General features: G+C 68.3%; 14 protein-coding genes and 3 tRNA genes. 8 read left to right on the top strand and 9 right to left on the bottom strand.

Annotated features, from left to right (window positions below; genetic code table 11):
* Positions 1 to 29 precede the first annotated feature (29 nt).
* Together RN901_RS11715 and RN901_RS11710 are read right to left on the bottom strand one after the other, a co-directional pair.
* Positions 30 to 113, bottom strand: a tRNA-Ser gene (locus RN901_RS11715).
* A gap of 56 nt (positions 114 to 169) precedes the next feature.
* On the bottom strand, positions 170 to 1,414 hold the full coding sequence (locus RN901_RS11710) for a 6-bladed beta-propeller (protein WP_310758468.1): 1,245 nt from the start codon (positions 1,412 to 1,414) through the stop codon (positions 170 to 172).
* A gap of 166 nt (positions 1,415 to 1,580) precedes the next feature.
* Between RN901_RS11710 and RN901_RS11705 the strand changes: the two genes are divergently transcribed.
* On the top strand, positions 1,581 to 2,033 hold the full coding sequence (locus tag RN901_RS11705) for a hypothetical protein (protein ID WP_310758467.1): 453 nt from the start codon (positions 1,581 to 1,583) through the stop codon (positions 2,031 to 2,033).
* A 21-nt stretch (positions 2,034 to 2,054) separates the two neighbouring features.
* On the opposite strand, the gene RN901_RS11700 is transcribed toward RN901_RS11705, so the two are convergent.
* The 4 genes from RN901_RS11700 to RN901_RS11685 all read right to left on the bottom strand — a co-directional run bounded on the left by RN901_RS11700 (position 2,055) and on the right by RN901_RS11685 (position 3,997).
* Positions 2,055 to 2,127: transfer RNA gene (locus tag RN901_RS11700), tRNA-Gly, on the bottom strand.
* A gap of 19 nt (positions 2,128 to 2,146) precedes the next feature.
* Positions 2,147 to 2,220 (bottom strand) — tRNA-Val (locus RN901_RS11695).
* A gap of 93 nt (positions 2,221 to 2,313) precedes the next feature.
* Positions 2,314 to 3,318 carry a radical SAM protein gene (locus tag RN901_RS11690; protein WP_310758466.1) on the bottom strand — a complete coding sequence of 335 codons (1,005 nt, stop codon included), beginning with the start codon at positions 3,316 to 3,318 and terminating at the stop codon, positions 2,314 to 2,316.
* 4 nt (positions 3,319 to 3,322) lie between these two features.
* A complete protein-coding gene (locus tag RN901_RS11685; RefSeq protein WP_310758465.1) occupies positions 3,323 to 3,997 on the bottom strand; it encodes a hypothetical protein in 675 nt (224 codons plus the stop codon).
* A gap of 372 nt (positions 3,998 to 4,369) precedes the next feature.
* Between RN901_RS11685 and RN901_RS11680 the strand changes: the two genes are divergently transcribed.
* A complete protein-coding gene (locus RN901_RS11680; protein ID WP_310758464.1) occupies positions 4,370 to 5,188 on the top strand; it encodes a TrmJ/YjtD family RNA methyltransferase in 819 nt (272 codons plus the stop codon).
* Here RN901_RS11680 and rho read toward each other — a convergent pair.
* On the bottom strand, positions 5,185 to 6,564 hold the full coding sequence (gene rho / locus RN901_RS11675) for a transcription termination factor Rho (RefSeq protein ID WP_310758463.1): 1,380 nt from the start codon (positions 6,562 to 6,564) through the stop codon (positions 5,185 to 5,187). The genes RN901_RS11680 and rho overlap by 4 nt on opposite strands.
* 393 nt (positions 6,565 to 6,957) lie before the next feature.
* On the opposite strand from rho, the gene RN901_RS11670 reads away from it, so the two are divergent.
* Genes RN901_RS11670 through RN901_RS11660 form a run of 3 tightly spaced genes read left to right on the top strand, consistent with a single transcriptional unit; the run spans position 6,958 to position 9,365 of the window.
* A complete protein-coding gene (locus RN901_RS11670; RefSeq protein WP_310758462.1) occupies positions 6,958 to 7,548 on the top strand; it encodes a sulfocyanin-like copper-binding protein in 591 nt (196 codons plus the stop codon).
* Positions 7,549 to 7,567: 19 nt separating this feature from the next.
* A complete protein-coding gene (locus tag RN901_RS11665) occupies positions 7,568 to 8,494 on the top strand; it encodes a proline dehydrogenase family protein (RefSeq protein WP_310758461.1) in 927 nt (308 codons plus the stop codon).
* Between the two features lie 10 nt (positions 8,495 to 8,504).
* Positions 8,505 to 9,365, top strand: coding sequence for an SDR family oxidoreductase (locus RN901_RS11660; protein WP_310758460.1), 861 nt, complete (start codon positions 8,505 to 8,507; stop codon positions 9,363 to 9,365).
* Between the two features lie 10 nt (positions 9,366 to 9,375).
* Here RN901_RS11660 and RN901_RS11655 read toward each other — a convergent pair whose 3' ends face one another.
* Positions 9,376 to 10,716: a MiaB/RimO family radical SAM methylthiotransferase gene (locus RN901_RS11655; protein WP_310758459.1), complete on the bottom strand. Its 1,341-nt coding sequence runs from the start codon at positions 10,714 to 10,716 to the stop codon at positions 9,376 to 9,378.
* Positions 10,717 to 10,937: 221 nt separating this feature from the next.
* Here RN901_RS11655 and RN901_RS11650 point away from each other — a divergent pair, with 221 nt between their 5' ends.
* Together RN901_RS11650 and RN901_RS11645 are read left to right on the top strand one after the other, a co-directional pair.
* A complete protein-coding gene (locus tag RN901_RS11650; RefSeq protein ID WP_310758458.1) occupies positions 10,938 to 11,354 on the top strand; it encodes a hypothetical protein in 417 nt (138 codons plus the stop codon).
* Between the two features lie 58 nt (positions 11,355 to 11,412).
* Positions 11,413 to 12,447 (top strand): class I fructose-bisphosphate aldolase, encoded by a 1,035-nt coding sequence (locus RN901_RS11645; protein ID WP_310758457.1) that lies wholly within the window; start codon positions 11,413 to 11,415, stop codon positions 12,445 to 12,447.
* A 34-nt stretch (positions 12,448 to 12,481) separates the two neighbouring features.
* On the opposite strand, the gene hutF is transcribed toward RN901_RS11645, so the two are convergent.
* Positions 12,482 to 13,873, bottom strand: a complete 1,392-nt coding sequence (hutF, locus tag RN901_RS11640) for a formimidoylglutamate deiminase (RefSeq protein WP_310758456.1) — start codon at positions 13,871 to 13,873, stop codon at positions 12,482 to 12,484.
* A gap of 102 nt (positions 13,874 to 13,975) precedes the next feature.
* Here hutF and RN901_RS11635 point away from each other — a divergent pair, with 102 nt between their 5' ends.
* A complete protein-coding gene (locus RN901_RS11635; RefSeq protein WP_310758455.1) occupies positions 13,976 to 17,326 on the top strand; it encodes a carboxypeptidase regulatory-like domain-containing protein in 3,351 nt (1,116 codons plus the stop codon).
* Positions 17,327 to 17,380: the final 54 nt, after the last annotated feature.

Below are 17,380 nucleotides of genomic sequence, written 5' to 3'. Positions count from 1 at the left end.
ATGTAATGCGTTTACATGATACAAGCAAACGGAGGGGGTGGGATTCGAACCCACGTGGGCTTACGCCCGCCGGTTTTCAAGACCGGTGCATTCAGCCGCTCTGCCACCCCTCCGGGTGTGGGGCGGAAACTGTCCCAGGGACCCAGGCCGATCAAGGTGACGGGGCGCTTCAGGGGCCGGGGGCGAGGGTGATTCGGTAGCGGACGACGCGCTGGATGCCGAGGTCGTCGCGGCTCACGGCCCACACGTCATCGCCGTCGAACACCGGGAACGGGTTGGAGGTGAAGTCTTCGGGCGGATTCACGGCTCCGAGGTAGGTCCCGTCGACTTCGAACACATCGAACCGGAGCGGAGACCGCCACACGAAGGGCGTGGAGAGGGGGCTGTCCGGGTCGTGATCCTCGTTCTCCACTTCCTGCGCCTCGGTGGCGACCCGCACCCATATGCGGCCGTCCCGTCCGGGGTAAAGCCCCGTGAAAGGCGGTTTCGTGTCCGGGATGGACGGCCCATCCCACGTCCAGCCCGGGACGGTCATGCCAATGCCGCGCTCGGTCTGGGCGCGGGCCTGATCCGCCTCGCGCGGGAAGACACGAGCGGGCTCGTGCGTTCGCTCGATGCGGAGGGCTCCATCCGGAAGCCCCAGGTCGATGGCATAGTCTGACGAGATTCCGCTGGCGAAGTGTCCGCCGGGGTGGACCACCCAGATCGCCCGCGGCGCGAATGGGACTCCGTACGTCGCCATGGCGCCGTCCCTTTCTCCCGTGACGGTTTCGGCCTCGAAGTCGCCGTGCGGCGGCGCCACCGTGTCGCGGGGCGTTCCATCGGGGTCGAAGACGGCCAGCAGGCCGCGACGGAAACCGGTCGCATCGGACAGGTCGCGGGCGGCCACGTACGTCCTCCCCCGGTCATCCGTCCACAGCGGACGGTTCGAATAGAAGGCCGGGACATAGGGCCACTCCTCAAGGGACTCCTCATCGGGACCATAAACCTGCAGGCGCGCATTGCCCGGATCGCGCACGACGACCCGCCGGTCGGGAAGCAGGGCCATCGCCTCGGGCTGCTGTAACTCGCCGGGGCCCTGCCCGGGTCCTCCCAGAGTCCGCATGTAGCCGCCCGCCGGGTCGAATACGCGGACTTCCCGGGCCTGCTGGTCGAACACGTAGACGTTGCGGTCGTCATCCACCGCGATGGACCCGATGCGGCCGAAGAGGTATTCGTCGCGGCCTTCCACCTCGCCGATCGACAGCTCCGGAACGAGCGTCGCGTCCCCGCCCCACGCGCTCCCCGACAGTGTGCGAACGACGACCGTGTCGCCGATTGTTTCGGTCACCACCTGCGGACCCGCGGCAACCTCCGTGCCGGTGCCGCACGCGGCGAACGCCACCGAGAGTACGACGACCCATGAATCTCTCATCGCTTACCTCCTGGACCGGACGCGTGAGAGCGCCTCCCGTAGAAACTACAGATGGAGGATAGGTTGTCCGACGCTGCGGCGACCGGCACGTTCGAGCTTCGAATGGGCGAAGAGGCCTCAGAATCGGCGGCACCTCTGCGGGCAGCGGTGCGAAGGGAGAGACGTGATGGCGAGGATAGGACGTATCCGGGTCGGATTGGCGGGCTTCGTCGCGGTTGCGGCGATGGTCGTCTCGCACGGCCCTCTGCACGCTCAGGATTCCTGGCTCGTCGGGACGTGGGAGGCCACCGCGGAGGCCACCGGCATGCCGGGCCCCACCATCGCCATGACCTGGACGATCGAGGCGGCGGAAGATGGAACCTTCACGGGAAGCTGGACGGGCGAGGCGGAGGGAACGAGCTACACCAGGGAAATGTCCGACATCTCGGTTGACGGGGACACATTCGGCTTCACCGTGCGCATCGAGGATCAGGGGCAGGTGGGGAGCTTCGTCTTCGAGGGGACCGTGGCCGAGGGCGAGGTCAGCGGGACGTTCGAGGTCCGTCCGGAGGGAATGCCGGCGGTGATCACGGGAAGCTTCTCCGGCGGCCGAGCCGAGGTAGACGGCGCTTGGCGCTAGCAGCCCGCGTCAGGCGAAAAAAGCGGGCGACCGGTCTCGAACCGGCGACCTTCAGCTTGGGAAGCTGACGCTCTACCAACTGAGCTACGCCCGCGCGCTGCCATGTGCTGTAGTGGGGCGGGAGGGACTTGAACCCCCGACTTCTGCGATGTGAACGCAGCGCTCTGGCCAGCTGAGCTACCGCCCCTGACGGTCCCCTCACGGGGCCAGCGATGTTACCCCGCGACCCCGTCGCATGTCAAAGCCGCGACCGCCACGGCACGCGGTTGCGGCGCAGCGCTCAGTTGCGCCAGGGCGCGAGCATCCTGAAGAAGGCGTCGGTGTTGTCCTGCACGAACTCGCGGACGCTCTTCTCGGTGTTCGCCCGCGTGGAAATGTAGCACTGCTGGCACGTGTTCTGTTTCGTGAACTTCTCCAGCATGTCCTCCTGCCGGTCGAAGTACGCCATCACCATCGCGCACGGCGTGAGCCGTCCGTCCGGGTTGATGACGAGGAAGCGGCGTCCCGCCTGGCATCCGGGGATCCCTCCCTCCGTCAGAAACCGGTGGAATTTCCACAGCACCCGAGGCGTCGTGTAGACCGGATACCCGGCGTTCCGGAGGTCGATGACCTCCTGCAGGCTGTCCGCCAGTCCGTCCAGCCCGTCCCCCTCGATGAGTCCGTCCCGGTCCTGCACCCGCAGGTGCGTATAGACGGAGAAGTTGATCGGCACGCCCCAATCCTTCGCCACGCGCACCATGTCTCCGATGTCCCGGTAGTTCCACGCGGTGATGCACACGTTGAGCAGGATGTCGTCCGTGTCCGTGCTCTGGCGGCGGATCTCGGGAACCACGCGGGCCATGCGGTCGAACAGTCCGGGAATGCGGCGGAACTCGTCGTGTCTTTCGTCGGGGAAGTCGAGCGAGGTGGACAACTGGTGCATCCCGCTGTCCTTGAGACGGAAGAAACGTTCCGGCGTGAGGTTCGACGCGTTCGTGACCACGATCATCCAGGGCAGCCCGCCCTTGTTCGTCATCGCGTCGACGATGTCGTACACGTCTCCGCGCGCGAGCGGTTCCCCTCCGGAAGCGTGCGACACGACGGGCCGAAGCTCCCGGCAGATCGCCGCGTACTCCGCCGCCCCGAGACGCTCCTCCTTGATCGGTCCGCCCCAGTTGCAGTGCCAGCAGTTCGCCGTGCAGGCGTGGGTGATCTCGAACGAGACGGAGAGCGGCTTGTTCTGAATCCGGTTCCGGATGCCCCGTGCGAGCATGCGTGCGGCCATGGCTCCGGAGATGTTCGGCATCCGATCAACCCCTCCAACGCTGGTACCCCGCGGGGATGGCCTTCACGAGGTACAGCGCGAAGACCACGGCGACGCATGCGATCAGCACCCAGTTCGGGATCGGAATCGTCGCCCCGAGGAGAGCGAGAAGGTAATAGCGGGGAAAACGGGCGACCACCAGCGCCGCAACCCACTTCCACATGGGGTACTGGATCGAGAACGCGAGGAACTTGAAGGGGAAGAAGGGGATGGGCGCGAAGCCGGTCGCCACGATGGTCGCGAAGGGCCACCTCATGAACCAGGCGATCGCCTTCCGGTAGAACCTCCTGCGCTTGTATGCCCGGATGTTCTGCAGATTCAGGAGGGGGACGAAGACGAGGTGGTCCATGACCCCCGCAATGGCGGTACCGAGCGTGGCCCACGCCGCGGCGAGCCACAGGTCCGCGACCTTCCCGAAGTAGATGAGGACCGGCTCGTGGGGGAAGACGGAGATCGCCGTGTTCGCCGGGATGGAGTAGAAGGCGAGGTACAGATAACTGTCGGATTGGAAGTCGCGCAGGAGGAGGATCGACGTCGTGATGCCGATCGCGATCATCAGCCCGCCGCAGATCCAGACCGCGGGCCCGAGGTGCGTCCGGCCTTCCGCCTCGGACGCACCGCCGATTGCGTCGCCGACCCTTTCGATCTGGTCCTGCCCCAAAACCGCTCTCCACCGTAGCTTTGTGTCCCGCGGCATGGCCGGGTCCCGCTGAAACTACCGTCACCCGGCTCGCGGTGCTCCGGAAAGGACGCGCGACGAGGAGGATTCGATCGGCGACCAGCGCAACGACACCCGGATGGACTGCCCGGAGTGCGGCGATTCCGTGGGGCGGTCCGATCAGACCTGCCAGAAGTGCGGTGAGCCGCTTTCGTTCGCACCGGACGAGACAGGCGTGCACTGCGCGGTCTGCGGCGACGCGATCGGTGCCTACACCGAGACCTGTCCGGCCTGCGGCGAGACGGGCTATCCCGCGCTACGTCCGCGCCGAGGACGCAAATGGAAGGGCTCGCGCCCAGAGGGTCTGACACGGAAGTGAGCGAGGGCCCCGCACGGCTCGACCGGACGTGCATCGTCCTCCACGAGCCACAGGATGTCGTCAACATCGCGCTCGTGATTCGCGCGATGAAGAACATGGGTCTCTCGCGTCTTCGGCTCGTAAACCCCGCGGAGTTCGATGCCTGGCGCATCACCGGGATCGCGCACGACACGGAGGATGTCGTGAAGCGCATCCGCATCTTCGACGACCTCCCTTCCGCCCTCGCCGATGTGAGCTATGTGCTCGGCGCGACCGCCCGCCGCCGTTCCACCCGCCACGAGTGGTGGAGTCCCGAGGGCGCCGCGACGGAATTCACCCGCCCCTCGGGTGGGCGTGGGGGGAGGCTCGCCGTCGTCTTCGGTCGCGAGGACCGGGGTCTCTCCAACGAGGCGCTCGACCTCTGCCACGGACTCGTGTGCATCCCCACGAACCCCGACCACACGTCGATGAACCTCGCCCACGCGGCCGTCATCATTCTGTACGAACTGCGGAAGGCGGCGCTGGGCCCGGCAGACTGGGAGGCGCTCGAGCTGGAGGGCAAGCGACGCCGCCGGACCCCGCCGGCCCTGCACGGCGAACTGGAAGAATTCTTCGATATCTGGGAGCGGGCGATGGGGGAGGTGGGTCTCTTCCACGGCATCGACCCGGCGCCGAAGATGCGGAGTTTTCGAAACATCTTTCAGCGCGCGAACCTCGACCGGCGCGAGCTCGGCCTCATCCTCGCGGTGGCGTACGAGGTGCTGAACTTCGCCCGGAGAGAGAAGAAGCGCGCCCGCGAGCGCGCGGAGGCTGAGGCGGAGGCGAACGCCGGCTAGATCCGCTGGCGCAGCTTCGAGACGAGTTCTTCGTTCGAGTCGGTCTGCCGCATGAGGCCGAGGACTTCCTGCATGGCCTCTACGGGCGGATACGTGCTGAGTTCGCGCCGCATCGCCTGCGCGACGAGGAGTTCGTCGTCGCTCACCAGGCGTTCCTCGCGTCGCGTCGCGCTGGAGTTGAGATCGATCGCCGGGAAGATCCGGCGGTCCGAAATGTCCCGGTCGAGCACGAGTTCGCTGTTCCCCGTCCCCTTGAACTCCTCGAAGATCACCTGGTCCATGCGGGAGCCGGTGTCGACGAGCGCCGTCGCGATGATCGTGAGCGATCCGCCGCCCTTGCTCTCCGGCACGCAGCGCGCGCTGCCGAAGAAGCGTTTCGGCTTCTCGAGGGAGTTCGCGTCAATGCCGCCCGTGAGCGTGCGGCCGCTTCCCTCCTCCGTCGTGTTGTACGCACGCGCCAGCCGCGTGATGGAATCGAGGATAAGGACGACGTCCTGCCCCATCTCGGCGAGACGCCGCGCGCGCTCGAGCGTGATCTCGGCGACCTGCACGTGGCGTTCGGCCCGGTGGTCGAAGCTTGATGCGGTGACCTCGCCGAGTCCCGTCGCCTCCATCTCCGTCACTTCCTCCGGACGCTCGTCGACGAGGAGGATGAGGATCCTGGAATCGGGGTGGTTCTTCGAGATGCCCTCGGCGATCGCCTGCAGAACCATCGTCTTCCCGGCCTTGGCGGGCGCGACGATGAGAGACCGCTGACCCATCCCCATCGGACAGATGAGATCGATGATCCGATTGGTGTAGTCGGGTTGTCCGCGGCGCTCGAGCCCGCACTCCAGCCGTAGACGTCGATCAGGATGCATCGCGCTCAGGCGGTCGAACTGTCGGCGTCGCCCGAGTTCGTCCGGAGGGTGGCCGTTGACGGTGTGAAGATACCGGAGCGGGGGGCTCTTGCCGGGGCGAGGAGGGCGGCCGGCCTGGCCGCAGATCTCGTCTCCCGTTCGCAGATCGTAGCGGGAAACGATCTTTGGGCTCACGTAGATGTCCTCGTCGCTCGGGGTGTACCCGGCGTGCTGGCGGCGGATGAACCCTGTGCCGTTGCCGAGCCGCTCGATGAGTCCCAGGTAGCCGTCCTTCGGACCTTCGGGAACCTCGGCGACCGCATCCTGCTGGGCGGGCCGCTGCTGCCGGGACCCCTGCTGCCGGGATCCCTGCCCTCCCCGGTTTCGGCGTCCGCGCGAGCGGCGCCGCCGATTCCGGCCCTTTCCGCCGCGGCCACCCGACCCCTTGGCGCGGCCCTTGGGCGGTCCCTTGCCGCCGGGCTGTCCTCCGCCCCCGCGCGGGGAGCCGCCACGGGGCTGTGATGTGTTGTTCGTCAATGCACCAACTCTTTGTTGTATTCCACGAAGCCGGACCGGATTCGCGACTTCGAGACTCCCCGGGGCCGAATCGACCGCGCCGGGAAACGGGGGGTTGTCGGTCGGAGAACGGATCTCGCGCCTGCGGAACGTCGGGCCGGCGCAAAGGTCGTGGCGACCTCGAACGGGGATCCCCCGGAATCGCCTGAATGGCCTAGTATGGGGCGCATGAGGAACTCGCGCCAGTTTCCGGGCGCTTCCACCGGCGCGCGCGCCCGTAGCCGGGGGATCGAGATCCTGTATATTCCGGGCGCTCCGCTCGGCACGAACGCACCAGGAACGCGACGGGCCGGGGGACGCGCCTCCGACGCATATCTTACGAATCTCATCAGAAGAACTGTGGAGTGAAATAGAATGCTGAAGCGATCGACACTACTGACCCTGGGCACATTCATCCTCTTCGGATGCGGCGGCGGCGAGAGTGACCAGCCGTCGCCGGCGCCGGCCCCCGCCCCGGCTCCCGCCACAGAGGCGGCCGCCACGGCTTCGGGACCGGTGGCAGCGGACTGGATCTCGGTGGACGACGGCGCACGCACCGTGACGATCGATCTCGTCGCGGGCTCGACGGACGCGAACAACCGCTGGAACTTCAACGGCTTCGCAAACGGCGAGGCTACGGTCGTCGTGCCTGCCGGATACGCCGTCACGCTCAACTTCGAGAACCGGGACCCGGTCAACTATCACAGCGTCGGTGTCCTCGAGCGGGCGGCGAGCTACCCGGCGATCTTCGACGACGCCACGCCCGTGTTCGATGGCGCGATCACCTCGAACGCGACCTCGATGACGGAGGCCACGGCCCCCGGCGGCGGCACCGAGAGCATCACCTTTACGGCGTCCGCGGCAGGCGAGTACGCGCTCGTGTGTCCCGTTCCGGCCCACGCGGTCACCGGGATGTGGATCGGGTTCGACGTCTCCGAGTCGGGCGAGTCCGGACTCAGGAACTAACCGGAGTACCGGCCCGCGCATGGAGACGATACGGAAGGCGCTGCTGTGGGCTTCCACGAACCCGTGGCTCTCGCAGCGCCTCCCCGAACGCCCCTTCGTGCGGCGCGCCGTCCGCAAGTTCATGCCGGGCGAGACGCTGGAGGACGCGCTCGGCGAAGCTGACCGGCTGCGCGCCGAAGGCATTCCCACTCTCGTCACCACGCTGGGCGAGAACGTCGACACCGCGGAGGAGACCCGCGAATCCGTCGCCGAGTATGTACGCGCGATGGATCTGGCGGAGGAGATGGGGCTCGATCTGGAAGTCTCGATCAAGCCCACTCACCTGGGACTCGATCAGGATTTCGACCTCGTGTGCGAGAACGTCGCGGAGTTGGCTTCACGCGCCGAGACATCGGGCACGCTCTGGATCGACATGGAGGGGTCGTCCTACAAGGAGGCGACCCTCTCGCTCTACCGGGCGGTCCGGCGCCGGCACGTGAACGTCGGGCTCTGTATCCAGTCCTACCTGAGACAGACTGCGGACGACCTCGAATCGCTCATGGAATTCGGCCCCCGCATCCGGCTGGTGAAGGGGGCGTACGCGGAACCGGCCGAGATCGCCTTTCCCGACAAGCGTGACGTGGACGAGAGCTACCTCGCCCTCGCGCGCCGCCTCATCGACCACATGGGAGAGGGAGGGGATGGATTCCTCGGCCTCGGGACGCACGATCCGGCGATGATCGGGCCGCTCTCCGAATACGCACGGACCGCGGGCCTCGACGGCGGCCGGTTCGAGATCGAGATGCTGTACGGGATCGGGCGGCGCGAGCAAAGGAGGCTCGTGAGCCACGGGACCCCGCTGCGGGTGCTGATCAGCTACGGGGGGGCGTGGTTCCCCTGGTACATGCGCCGCCTCGCCGAACGGCCGGCGAACGTGTGGTTCGTCGCCCGCAGCATGTTTCGCTAGGAGCGAGGCCATGGACGGGAACCCGGGAACCGGCGCGCTCTTCGCACCCGATGTCCTCGCGGGCCGCACGGCGTTGATCACCGGCGGCGGCAGCGGCATCGGGTACGGAATCGCGGAGTGCCTCGCGGCGGCCGGCGCCTCCGTGGGCGTATTCAGCCGCAACGAGGAGCGAGTCGTACAGGCGGCGGAGCGCCTCGCCGCGACCCACGGCGCGCGCACCCTCCCGACCGTCGGGGACGTGCGTGAACCGGCGGCACTCGAACGCGCGGTGCGCGAGACGCGGGACGCGCTCGGGTCCATCGACATCCTCGTGAACAACGCGGCGGGCAATTTCTACGCCCCGACGGCGGAACTGTCGCCGAACGGTTGGCGCGCCGTGGTGGAGATCGACCTGTTCGGCACGTTCCACGCCTGTCGCGCGGTCTACCCCGTCATGGCCGAGCAGGGGTACGGGCGCATCGTGTCGATCTCGATGACGCTGTACCACCGGGGCTGGCCGCTCATGGCCCACGCCACGGCGGCCAAGGCGGGGGTGGACGCGCTCACCCGCACGCTCGCCATCGAGTGGGCGCGGGACGGGATCAACGTGAACTCCGTCGCGCCGGGGCCGATCCCCACGGAGGGCGTGAAGAAGGCGTTCGAGGCCCCCCCGAGCGACGAAGTCGACATGTTCGGCGCGCGCTCCGGCGCCGGGTTCGCCGAGCGCTTCATCCCCGCCGGACGGCTGGGGCACCCCCACGACATCGGGCAGACGATCGCCTTCCTGTGCTCACCCGGTGGAGACTGGATCACAGGCGCGGTGATCGTCGTCGACGGCGGGGAGTCGCTCGTGAGTCCGCGCACCATCCCCGGCGGACGCGGGGAAAGCTGAGGCGCCGGTCTCAGACGGCGGCGGCCGCCCGCGCGTTGACGGGCACTTCGGCCGTCAGCCGCCCGGCGCGCCCCCGCAGGCGCGCGGAAAAGCGATCGCCGGGGGTCGCGTCGCCGAGAAGTTCGACCCGCAGGTAATCGCCCGTCACGCCGGCGACGCGGTCGTCCCGGCCCTCCACGACGATGTCGGCCATGGTACCCACGCGCGTTTCGGAATAGGCCTCGCCCTTTCGGAGGCCGATGTCCCGCAACGTTCGGGAGCGGGCTGCCGCTACGTTGCCCGGTACCCGGTCCGGGAGACTCGCCGCCACGGTTCCGTCCCGCACCGAATAGGGGAACACGTGCAGGTAGGTGTAGGGCAACTCTTCCACGAGCGCTCGCGTCTCCTCGAATTCCTCTTCTCCCTCGCCGGGGAACCCGACGATGATATCCGCGCCGAGACCGAACGCGCCGGAATCGGCCGCGCGCAGACGGTCGGCGATCGCGAGCACGCGGGCGCGATACGCTTCGCGCGTATGCCAGCGGCGCATGAGGCGAAGCACCCGGTCGGACCCGCTCTGCAGCGGCACATGCAGGTGGGGCGCCAGACGTCCATCCGACGCCGCGAGCAGATCCACGAGCCGGTCGTCGATTTCCGTCGCCTCGATGGAGGAGAGGCGGAAGCGGGCTGGGACTTCCTGGAGCAGCCGTTCGCACAGCGTCGCGAGACTGGCGCGAGTGCGCGCGGAGTCGGTACCGAGGTCCTTTCCGTAGTGGCCGATGTGAATCCCGGTGATCACGAGTTCCGGGTGCGCGCGCGCGAGGGTCGCGGCCTCGGCCAAGACTTCGTCTACCGGGCGCGAGACCGAGGCGCCGCGCGCGATCCGCGTCGCGCAGAACGAGCACTTCCGATCGCACCCGTCCTGGATCTTGAGCCAGGCCCGGGTGCCGCGCGCATTCCGCTGCAGCGGGGCCGGTGAAGCGTCCGAGCCGCCTGCGGTGACCGGATCGGCCGCGGCGGAGTCTCCCAATTGCGGTACGAGTCGCGCGACCGCGGACGGGTCGTGTCCGGGCACGACGCCATCCACCTCTTCCAGCGCGCGATACTCGGCTTCACGGAAGGAGGTTGAACAGCCGGCGACGACGATGCGAAGATCCGGACGCTGGCGGCGCAGCCGGCGCACGAGGCGCCTGGCGTTCGCGTCCGCCTGGTTCGTCACGGTGCACGTGTTGATCACGGCGACGTCCGCCAGATCCGCGTGGAGCGCCGTCTCCGCGCCGCGGAGCTCCAGCTCCTGGCGGATCCGTTCGGTATCGTACTGGTTCGCCTTGCACCCGAAGGTGTGGAACCAGACGGAAGGCTTGTCGCTCACGTTGTTCACGTCGCCGGGCCGTGTCGCTCTCGGTGGGGTTCGCACGTTCTCTCATGTAAGATCGGGGCAGCGCGAATGAGACGCCACGTGTCGGGTGGACTGCACCCCGCTCCGATGTATCTTTCCCAGAGTTTTATTACCCGGCCGAAGGCAGGTGCGGATCGCGCGCGGACCCGGCAGTCGCCGCGCGACCCGGCCCAGCGGCCATGGAGGAATGCAAGATGTGGTGCGTGAAACAGAAGCGGTACGCAATTGTCGCCGTCATGGCGATCGGGCTTTCGCTCGCGGCCTGCGGTGACGACGACCCCATAGTTCCGGAGCCCATGTTCGACAGCCCGTCTACGGTGCGGGTCGTCAACCGGCTGCTCGGCCCCGTGATCTTCTTCTACGCGCGACCGTGCGGAACGTCCGACTGGGGCGCCGATCTCTTCGGCACGGACCATCCCGTCGAGGGAACGATCCAGCCCGGCGGCCAGCGGGACTTCACGGTCGAGGCCGGCTGCTACGACTTTCGGGCCGTGCACCTCGAAACGACGGAGCCGGGGCCGGCGCTCGAGAAGCTGCTCTTCAACCAGGCGGCCACGCCGGTCACGCCGGTGATCTGGACGCTCGAGGACGATCCCGCGAATCCGACCTGATCCGCAACCCTGCGTCCAATCCTGAAATCCGGCCCGGAATGAGGGCGGAGGAACCGTTATGAGTCAGCAGCTCGTCCAGGTGGCGGAAGACATGGGGGCCAAGGGCAAGGGGATCCTTGCCGCCGACGAGAGCTCGGGAACGATCCGGAAGAGGTTCGACGGCATCGGCGTCGAATCGACGGAGGAGAACCGGCGCGACTACCGGGAGCTGCTCTTCCGGACGAGCGATGCGCTGCGCGAGTGCATTTCAGGCGTCATCCTCTTCGACGAAACCCTTCGGCAATCGGCGGCCGACGGCACGCCGCTCGTGCAACTCATCTCCGATGCCGGCTCGATTCCCGGGATCAAGATCGACAAGGGGGCGCATGCCCTCGCGGGGGCGCCGGGCGAGAAGGTGACGGAAGGACTCGATGGGCTGCGCGAGCGGCTTGCGGAGTATTACGAACTCGGAGCCCGCTTCACGAAGTGGCGCGCCGTCATCGACATCGGACGGGGCGGAGACCGCTCCATCCCGAGCGCCTACGGTATCGGGGCAAACGCCCACGCGCTCGCCCGGATGGCGGCGCTCAGCCAGGAGCAGGGGCTCGTGCCCATCGTCGAGCCGGAAGTGCTGATGGACGGCGACCACGATATCGACCGCTGCTTCGAGGTCACGGAGGCCACGCTCAAGCAGGTCTACATGGCTCTCTTCCACCAGCGGGTGCTGCTGGAGGGCTCGGTCCTCAAGCCCAACATGGTCCTCTCGGGCAAGCTGTGCGCGGATCAGGCGGGGGTCGATGAGGTCGCCGAGAAGACCGTGCGCTGTCTGAAGCGGGCGGTGCCTGCGGCGGTACCGAGCATCGTCTTCCTGTCGGGAGGGCAGTCGGACATCGAGGCTACGGCCCACCTGAACGCCATGAACGCAGGGTTCGATACGCCGTGGAACCTCAGCTTCTCGTACGGCCGGGCGCTGCAGGCCGCGCCGCTGCAGGCCTGGGGCGGGGCTTCGGACAACGGGCCGGCGGCGCAGGCGGCGTTTGCGCACCGCGCGCGCATGAACGGTCTCGCGACGCGCGGCAAGTGGTCGATGGACTTGGAGCGGGCGGCCGCCTGACGCCACGCGGGCGGCCCGGGGCGCAAAGCCGGGGTCAGATCGCCCGCCGGATCTCCCCCATCGCCTTCCCGAAAGCGGATCGGATCTCGGCCTCGCCCGCCATCGATCCGCGCTCGACGCGTCGTTCCCCGCCGACGTACACCGCCTCAATGTCGCGCCGGTCGCCCCCCACGAGCCAGGCGTCCATGAGGGTCTCCCAATCGTGTCCCAAGGTGTTCGGGCCTTCCCGGCCCAGGACGACGAAGTCGGCCCGGTAGCCCGGTTCGATTCGCCCCAGCCGCAGCCGCGCGCCGGTGCCGTCCGTGGGACCGGGCCGGGTTACCGCCGCTTCGCCGCCGCCCTCCGCCAGCCACGACCAGACGACCGGCCCCGCGCCCGCTTCGGTAGCCAGACGAGCTCGGCGCCGATCCCGCAGGCGCTGCCCGTATTCGAGTTGCCTCGCCTCCTCGATGGCGGAGATGCGGACGTTTGCGTCGGAGCCCGCCGCGGCCGCGCCACCGGCGAGAAAGTGCTCGCGGGCGGGGAAGATCCCGTCCCCGAGGTGGGCTTCCGTGATCGGACACAGGACGACCCTCGCCCCCGCGCTCCGGAGCCGCGTGCGCTCCGCCTCCGTGGCGTGCGTCGCATGCACGAGACTCCAGCGGGGGCCCAGTTCGACCGTGTCCGCGAGGAGGTCGACCGGCGTGCGGCCGCGCGCCGCGAGGCATTCCTCGACCTCGAGTTCCTGTTCGCTGATGTGGATGTGCAGCGGCGCCGCGGGGCCCAGCGTGGCGTCGACTCCCGCCACGAGTTCCACGAGGTCGTCCGCGGGCACGGCCCGGAGAGAGTGCGGCGCCACGCCGGCCACCGCCGGGCCCAGCGCCTCGACGGCGGCCATGAATTCGTCCACCGAGCCGTGCGCGAAGCGTTGCTGTCCCGCGTGAGGCGCGGCCCCGTCGAAGCCGGCGGTCCGGTAGTAGACGGGCAGCAGGCTCATGGGAAGGCCGACCTCTTCGGCCGCCGCGAGCACGGCCCGCGTCGTTCGGGGCCCACGCGCTCCGTCCGGGTCGTGATGCAGGTAGTGGAACTCCACGACGTGAGTGAAGCCTGCGCGCAGCATGCGGGCGTACCCGTGCCGGGCGACGTCGAACAGTTGCTCCGGGGTGATCGAGCCGGCCAGCCGGTACATGGCTCGACGCCAACTCCAGAAGGAGTCGTCCCCTCGCGCCGCTTCACCGAAGCCGGCCAGTGCGCACTGGAAGATGTGCGAGTGCGCGTTCGGCATGCCGGGGACCGCGAGTCCCCCGTCGTAGGCGGCGCCGGCGGCCCGAACCGCCCGAATCGCCAGGATCGTCCCGTCCGGAGCAATCTCGATCGACCGGTCGCGCTCGAGGCCTCCGGGGCCCATGATCGCGCGAAACCTCAGCGTGCGGCTCTTGGTGCTCACGGCTTCGACAATACGCGGCGGTCGGTCGGCACCGGTAGCCCACCGATACAACATCCGCCCGTCGCGCGTTATTTCTTCAGGTCTTCGGAAAGGAGAGTCACCTTGAGTCGCCTTCTCGGCGTTGCGTTGATCGGCCTTCTCGCGGGCCTCGCGGCCCACCCGTCCGTCGTCTCCGCTCAGGGGGTCACGACGGCCGGCGTGGCGGGGCGCGTGATCGACGCCGACGGAGCCCCTGTGGCCGGAGCCCGGATCGAGTTCCGCCATTCCCAGACCGGTGCCACCCACACGGTCCTGAGCGACGACCTGGGCCGTTTCAGCCTCGCCAACCTGAGGCCCGGCGGGCCGTACACACTCGAGGTCACGCGCATCGGTCTCAACCAGGTGACGCGGGAGGGTCTGACACTCATCGCCGGACAGCGTCTGCGACTCGAGGTTCAACTCTCCGAGACGGCGGTGCCCCTGCCCGAACTCTCCGTTCGCGTCGAGACGGATCCCGAGTTTGACCCCACCCGCATGGGCTCGACGACCGTCGTCGACCGAGAGACGCTCGAAGCGCTCCCCACGATTTCGAGGGACTTCACGGGATTCGCCCGACTCTCTCCGCTCGTGGCAGTGGACGAGATGGGGACCTCCGTGGCGGGGTCGAACATCCGCTTCAACAACATCCAGGTGGACGGCGCCCTCAACCAGGACGTCTTCGGCCTCTCACCCACAGGAGTGGCCGGCGGACAGGCGCGGGGGCGCGTCATCCCCCTCGCGGCGATCGAGGAGCTGCAGGTTCTCACCGCGCCCTACGACGTGCGCCAATCCGGCTTCACCGGCGGCGTTCTCAACGCGGTCACGCGTACGGGGGGCAACGACTTCCGGGGCTCCGCGTTCGGCTTTTTCCGCAACGACGCGCTCGTCGGCGACGCGGTCATCGGCGGGATTCCGCGCGCGCCGGGCGATCTGGAGAACGCCTTCGCCGGCTTTGATCTCGGAGGGCCGATCCTGCGCGACCGCCTGCACTTCTTCGTGGCGGGCGAACTCGAGAGCCGGACGCGGCCACCCGATGGCTTCACGGTCGGCATCGACGAGATCGTGCGCACGAAGCTGGATCCCGACTCGGTCAGCCGCGTGTCGAGAATCCTCCAGCGTTACGGCGCGGACGCGGGCGAGGCCGGCCTCTACACGCTGGAGAACAGCCTGGCCAACCTGTTCGCGCGCGTCGACGCCCGACCCAACGCGGACCACTCCCTCATGTTCCGCTACAACCTCGCCTACGCCGCGGACGATCCGGCCACGAACCGACTCCCCGGCGACGCCTACGAGATGTCGTCCACGGGACGGGAGATCGAATCGAGGAACCAGTCGTTCGGGGCGCAGTGGCTCGCAACGCTCAGTCCACGGCTCTCGAACGACCTCATGGTGAACGCGCAGTTCCTGCGCGACCGCGAAACCGCGAACTCTCTCTATCCCCGCGTCGAGGTCGACCTCCAGGCGGGGGTACCGGGGGCGGGGTTCCGGCGCGAGTTGCGCCTCGGGTCCAACTACTCCGGGCCGGACGGCGAACTCGACCAGAACATCCTGCAGATCACGAACGCGCTGACGCTTTCGCTCGGAGACCATCATCTCACGCTGGGGGCCGGGTTCGAGCGCTTTTCCATCCGGCGCGAGTATCTGCCGGGCAGCCTCGGCAGCTACCACTTCCGCTCGGTGGCGGATCTGGAGGCGAACACCCCGGCGGAATACGTCGTCCATGTGCCGCTGTCGGAGGATGCCGGCACGTCGGATTTCGACGTGCACCAACTGTCGGCCTTCGTGCAGGAGGAGGCCCGGATCGGCGAGCGGCTGAACGTCCGGGTCGGCCTGCGCATGGACGTGCCGCTGATGCCCGACGCGCCGGCGCACAACGCGGACGTGGAGCGTTCCTTCGGCTTCAGCACGAGCGACCTTCCGGGCGGGACCGTCCTCTTCTCCCCGCGGGCGGGCTTCAACCTCGGTCTCGGCGGCGACCGCACGACGCAGATACGCGGCGGGATGGGGCTGTTCACGGGCCGTCCCCCCTTCGCGTGGCTCGCGAGCGCCTATCAGAACACGGGCCTCTCGTCCGTTTTCCTGACCTGCCGACGGCGGAATCTCGGGGTTCCAGACCCTGAGATCGTCCCCGCGTTCGATCCTCTCGCGCCACCCCCTGCCCTCTGCGTGGACGGCACGGGCGGCGAATCCGCGGTCCCCATCGTCACTTTGTTCGGCCCTGACTTCCGCTTCCCGCGCGATTTCAAGGCCTCGCTCGCCGTCGACCAGCGCCTGCCGGGGGGATTTGTCCTCTCGCTCGAGGGCATCTACACCCGCGCCGTAAACCAGATCGCGTTTCAGGACCTGAACATCGGCCCCGCCTTCCCCGCGGACGACCGCACGGAGGCGAACGGGTTCACCTACGGCTTCGGCTACGGGACGCGCGAGACCTTCGCCAACCCCGGCGCCGGGAGCGAGTTCGTCGACCCGCCGCCGGGCGAGCCGCCGGGCGAGCGGGAGCCGATCTTTCTCCCCCGCCGCGTCGATCCGCGCTTCGGACAGGTCATCAAGATCGGCGACCGGCCCCTGAACTTCTCGTACGCCCTGAGCGCGCGGCTCCGGAAGCAGTTCGGCGACCGCCTTGCCGTCGACCTGGGCTACGCGTTCAACCGTTCCGCCGACGTGCGCAGCCTGTCCTCGCTCGATGCGATCGCGAACTTCGGCTACACCGCGGTCGAGGGCGACCCGAACGACCCCAAGCGGCAGGCCTCTCTCTTCGACCGACCGCACCGCCTGGTGGCGAGCGCGACGGCCGTCCTGCCGGAGTTGGTGGGCGGCGGCCGCCTGTCGGTGCTCTACGTGGGACAGTCGGGGCGACCCTACTCCTACGTGTATGCGGACGACATCAACGGGGACGCCTATCCCGGGTACGGCCGGGCGCTCGACCTCGCGAACGACCTCATCTTCGTGACCGACGGGGCGTTCGACTTTCCCGGAGGAGGGCGAACGCCGGTCAGCGGCATCCTCTTCGAGCAGCTCGTCGCACAGGAACCCTGCCTACAGGCGAACCGTCGGCGGATTCTGCACCGGAACGCGTGCCGGACGCCGTGGTCGCACCAACTGGACTTCCGCTTCAGCCAGCCCGTCGTGCTTGGCGGCGCCGAAGTCACGGTGACGCTCGATGTGCTCAACGTCCTCAACCTGGTGAACCGCGATTGGGGGCATGTCCAGACCGTGAACCCCGTCGTGCAGTTGCTGACCGTCGAAGACCGGATCGAAGACGACTTCGACCTTCAGAACATGGTGCCGGAGCCGGACGACCCGCTCCGCGCCCGCTATGCCGGGCCGCTTCAGACGAGCGACACGGGTGGCGTGCGCGCTTCGGTGCCCTACCTGCCGCAGATCGGCGCCTCCCAATGGCAGGCCCAGTTCGGCATCGGCATCCGCTTCCGCTAGCCCGGGCGACGGGGATACGTTCCGCCGTTCGACCCTTTGAGACCCCTGGAGTCA

It is taken from the genome of Candidatus Palauibacter soopunensis (assembly GCF_947581735.1).
Classification (GTDB): Bacteria; Gemmatimonadota; Gemmatimonadetes; order Palauibacterales; family Palauibacteraceae; genus Palauibacter; species Palauibacter soopunensis.
The sequence above is the reverse complement of the archived record's forward strand: the minus strand, read 5'-3'. Positions and strand labels throughout refer to the sequence as shown.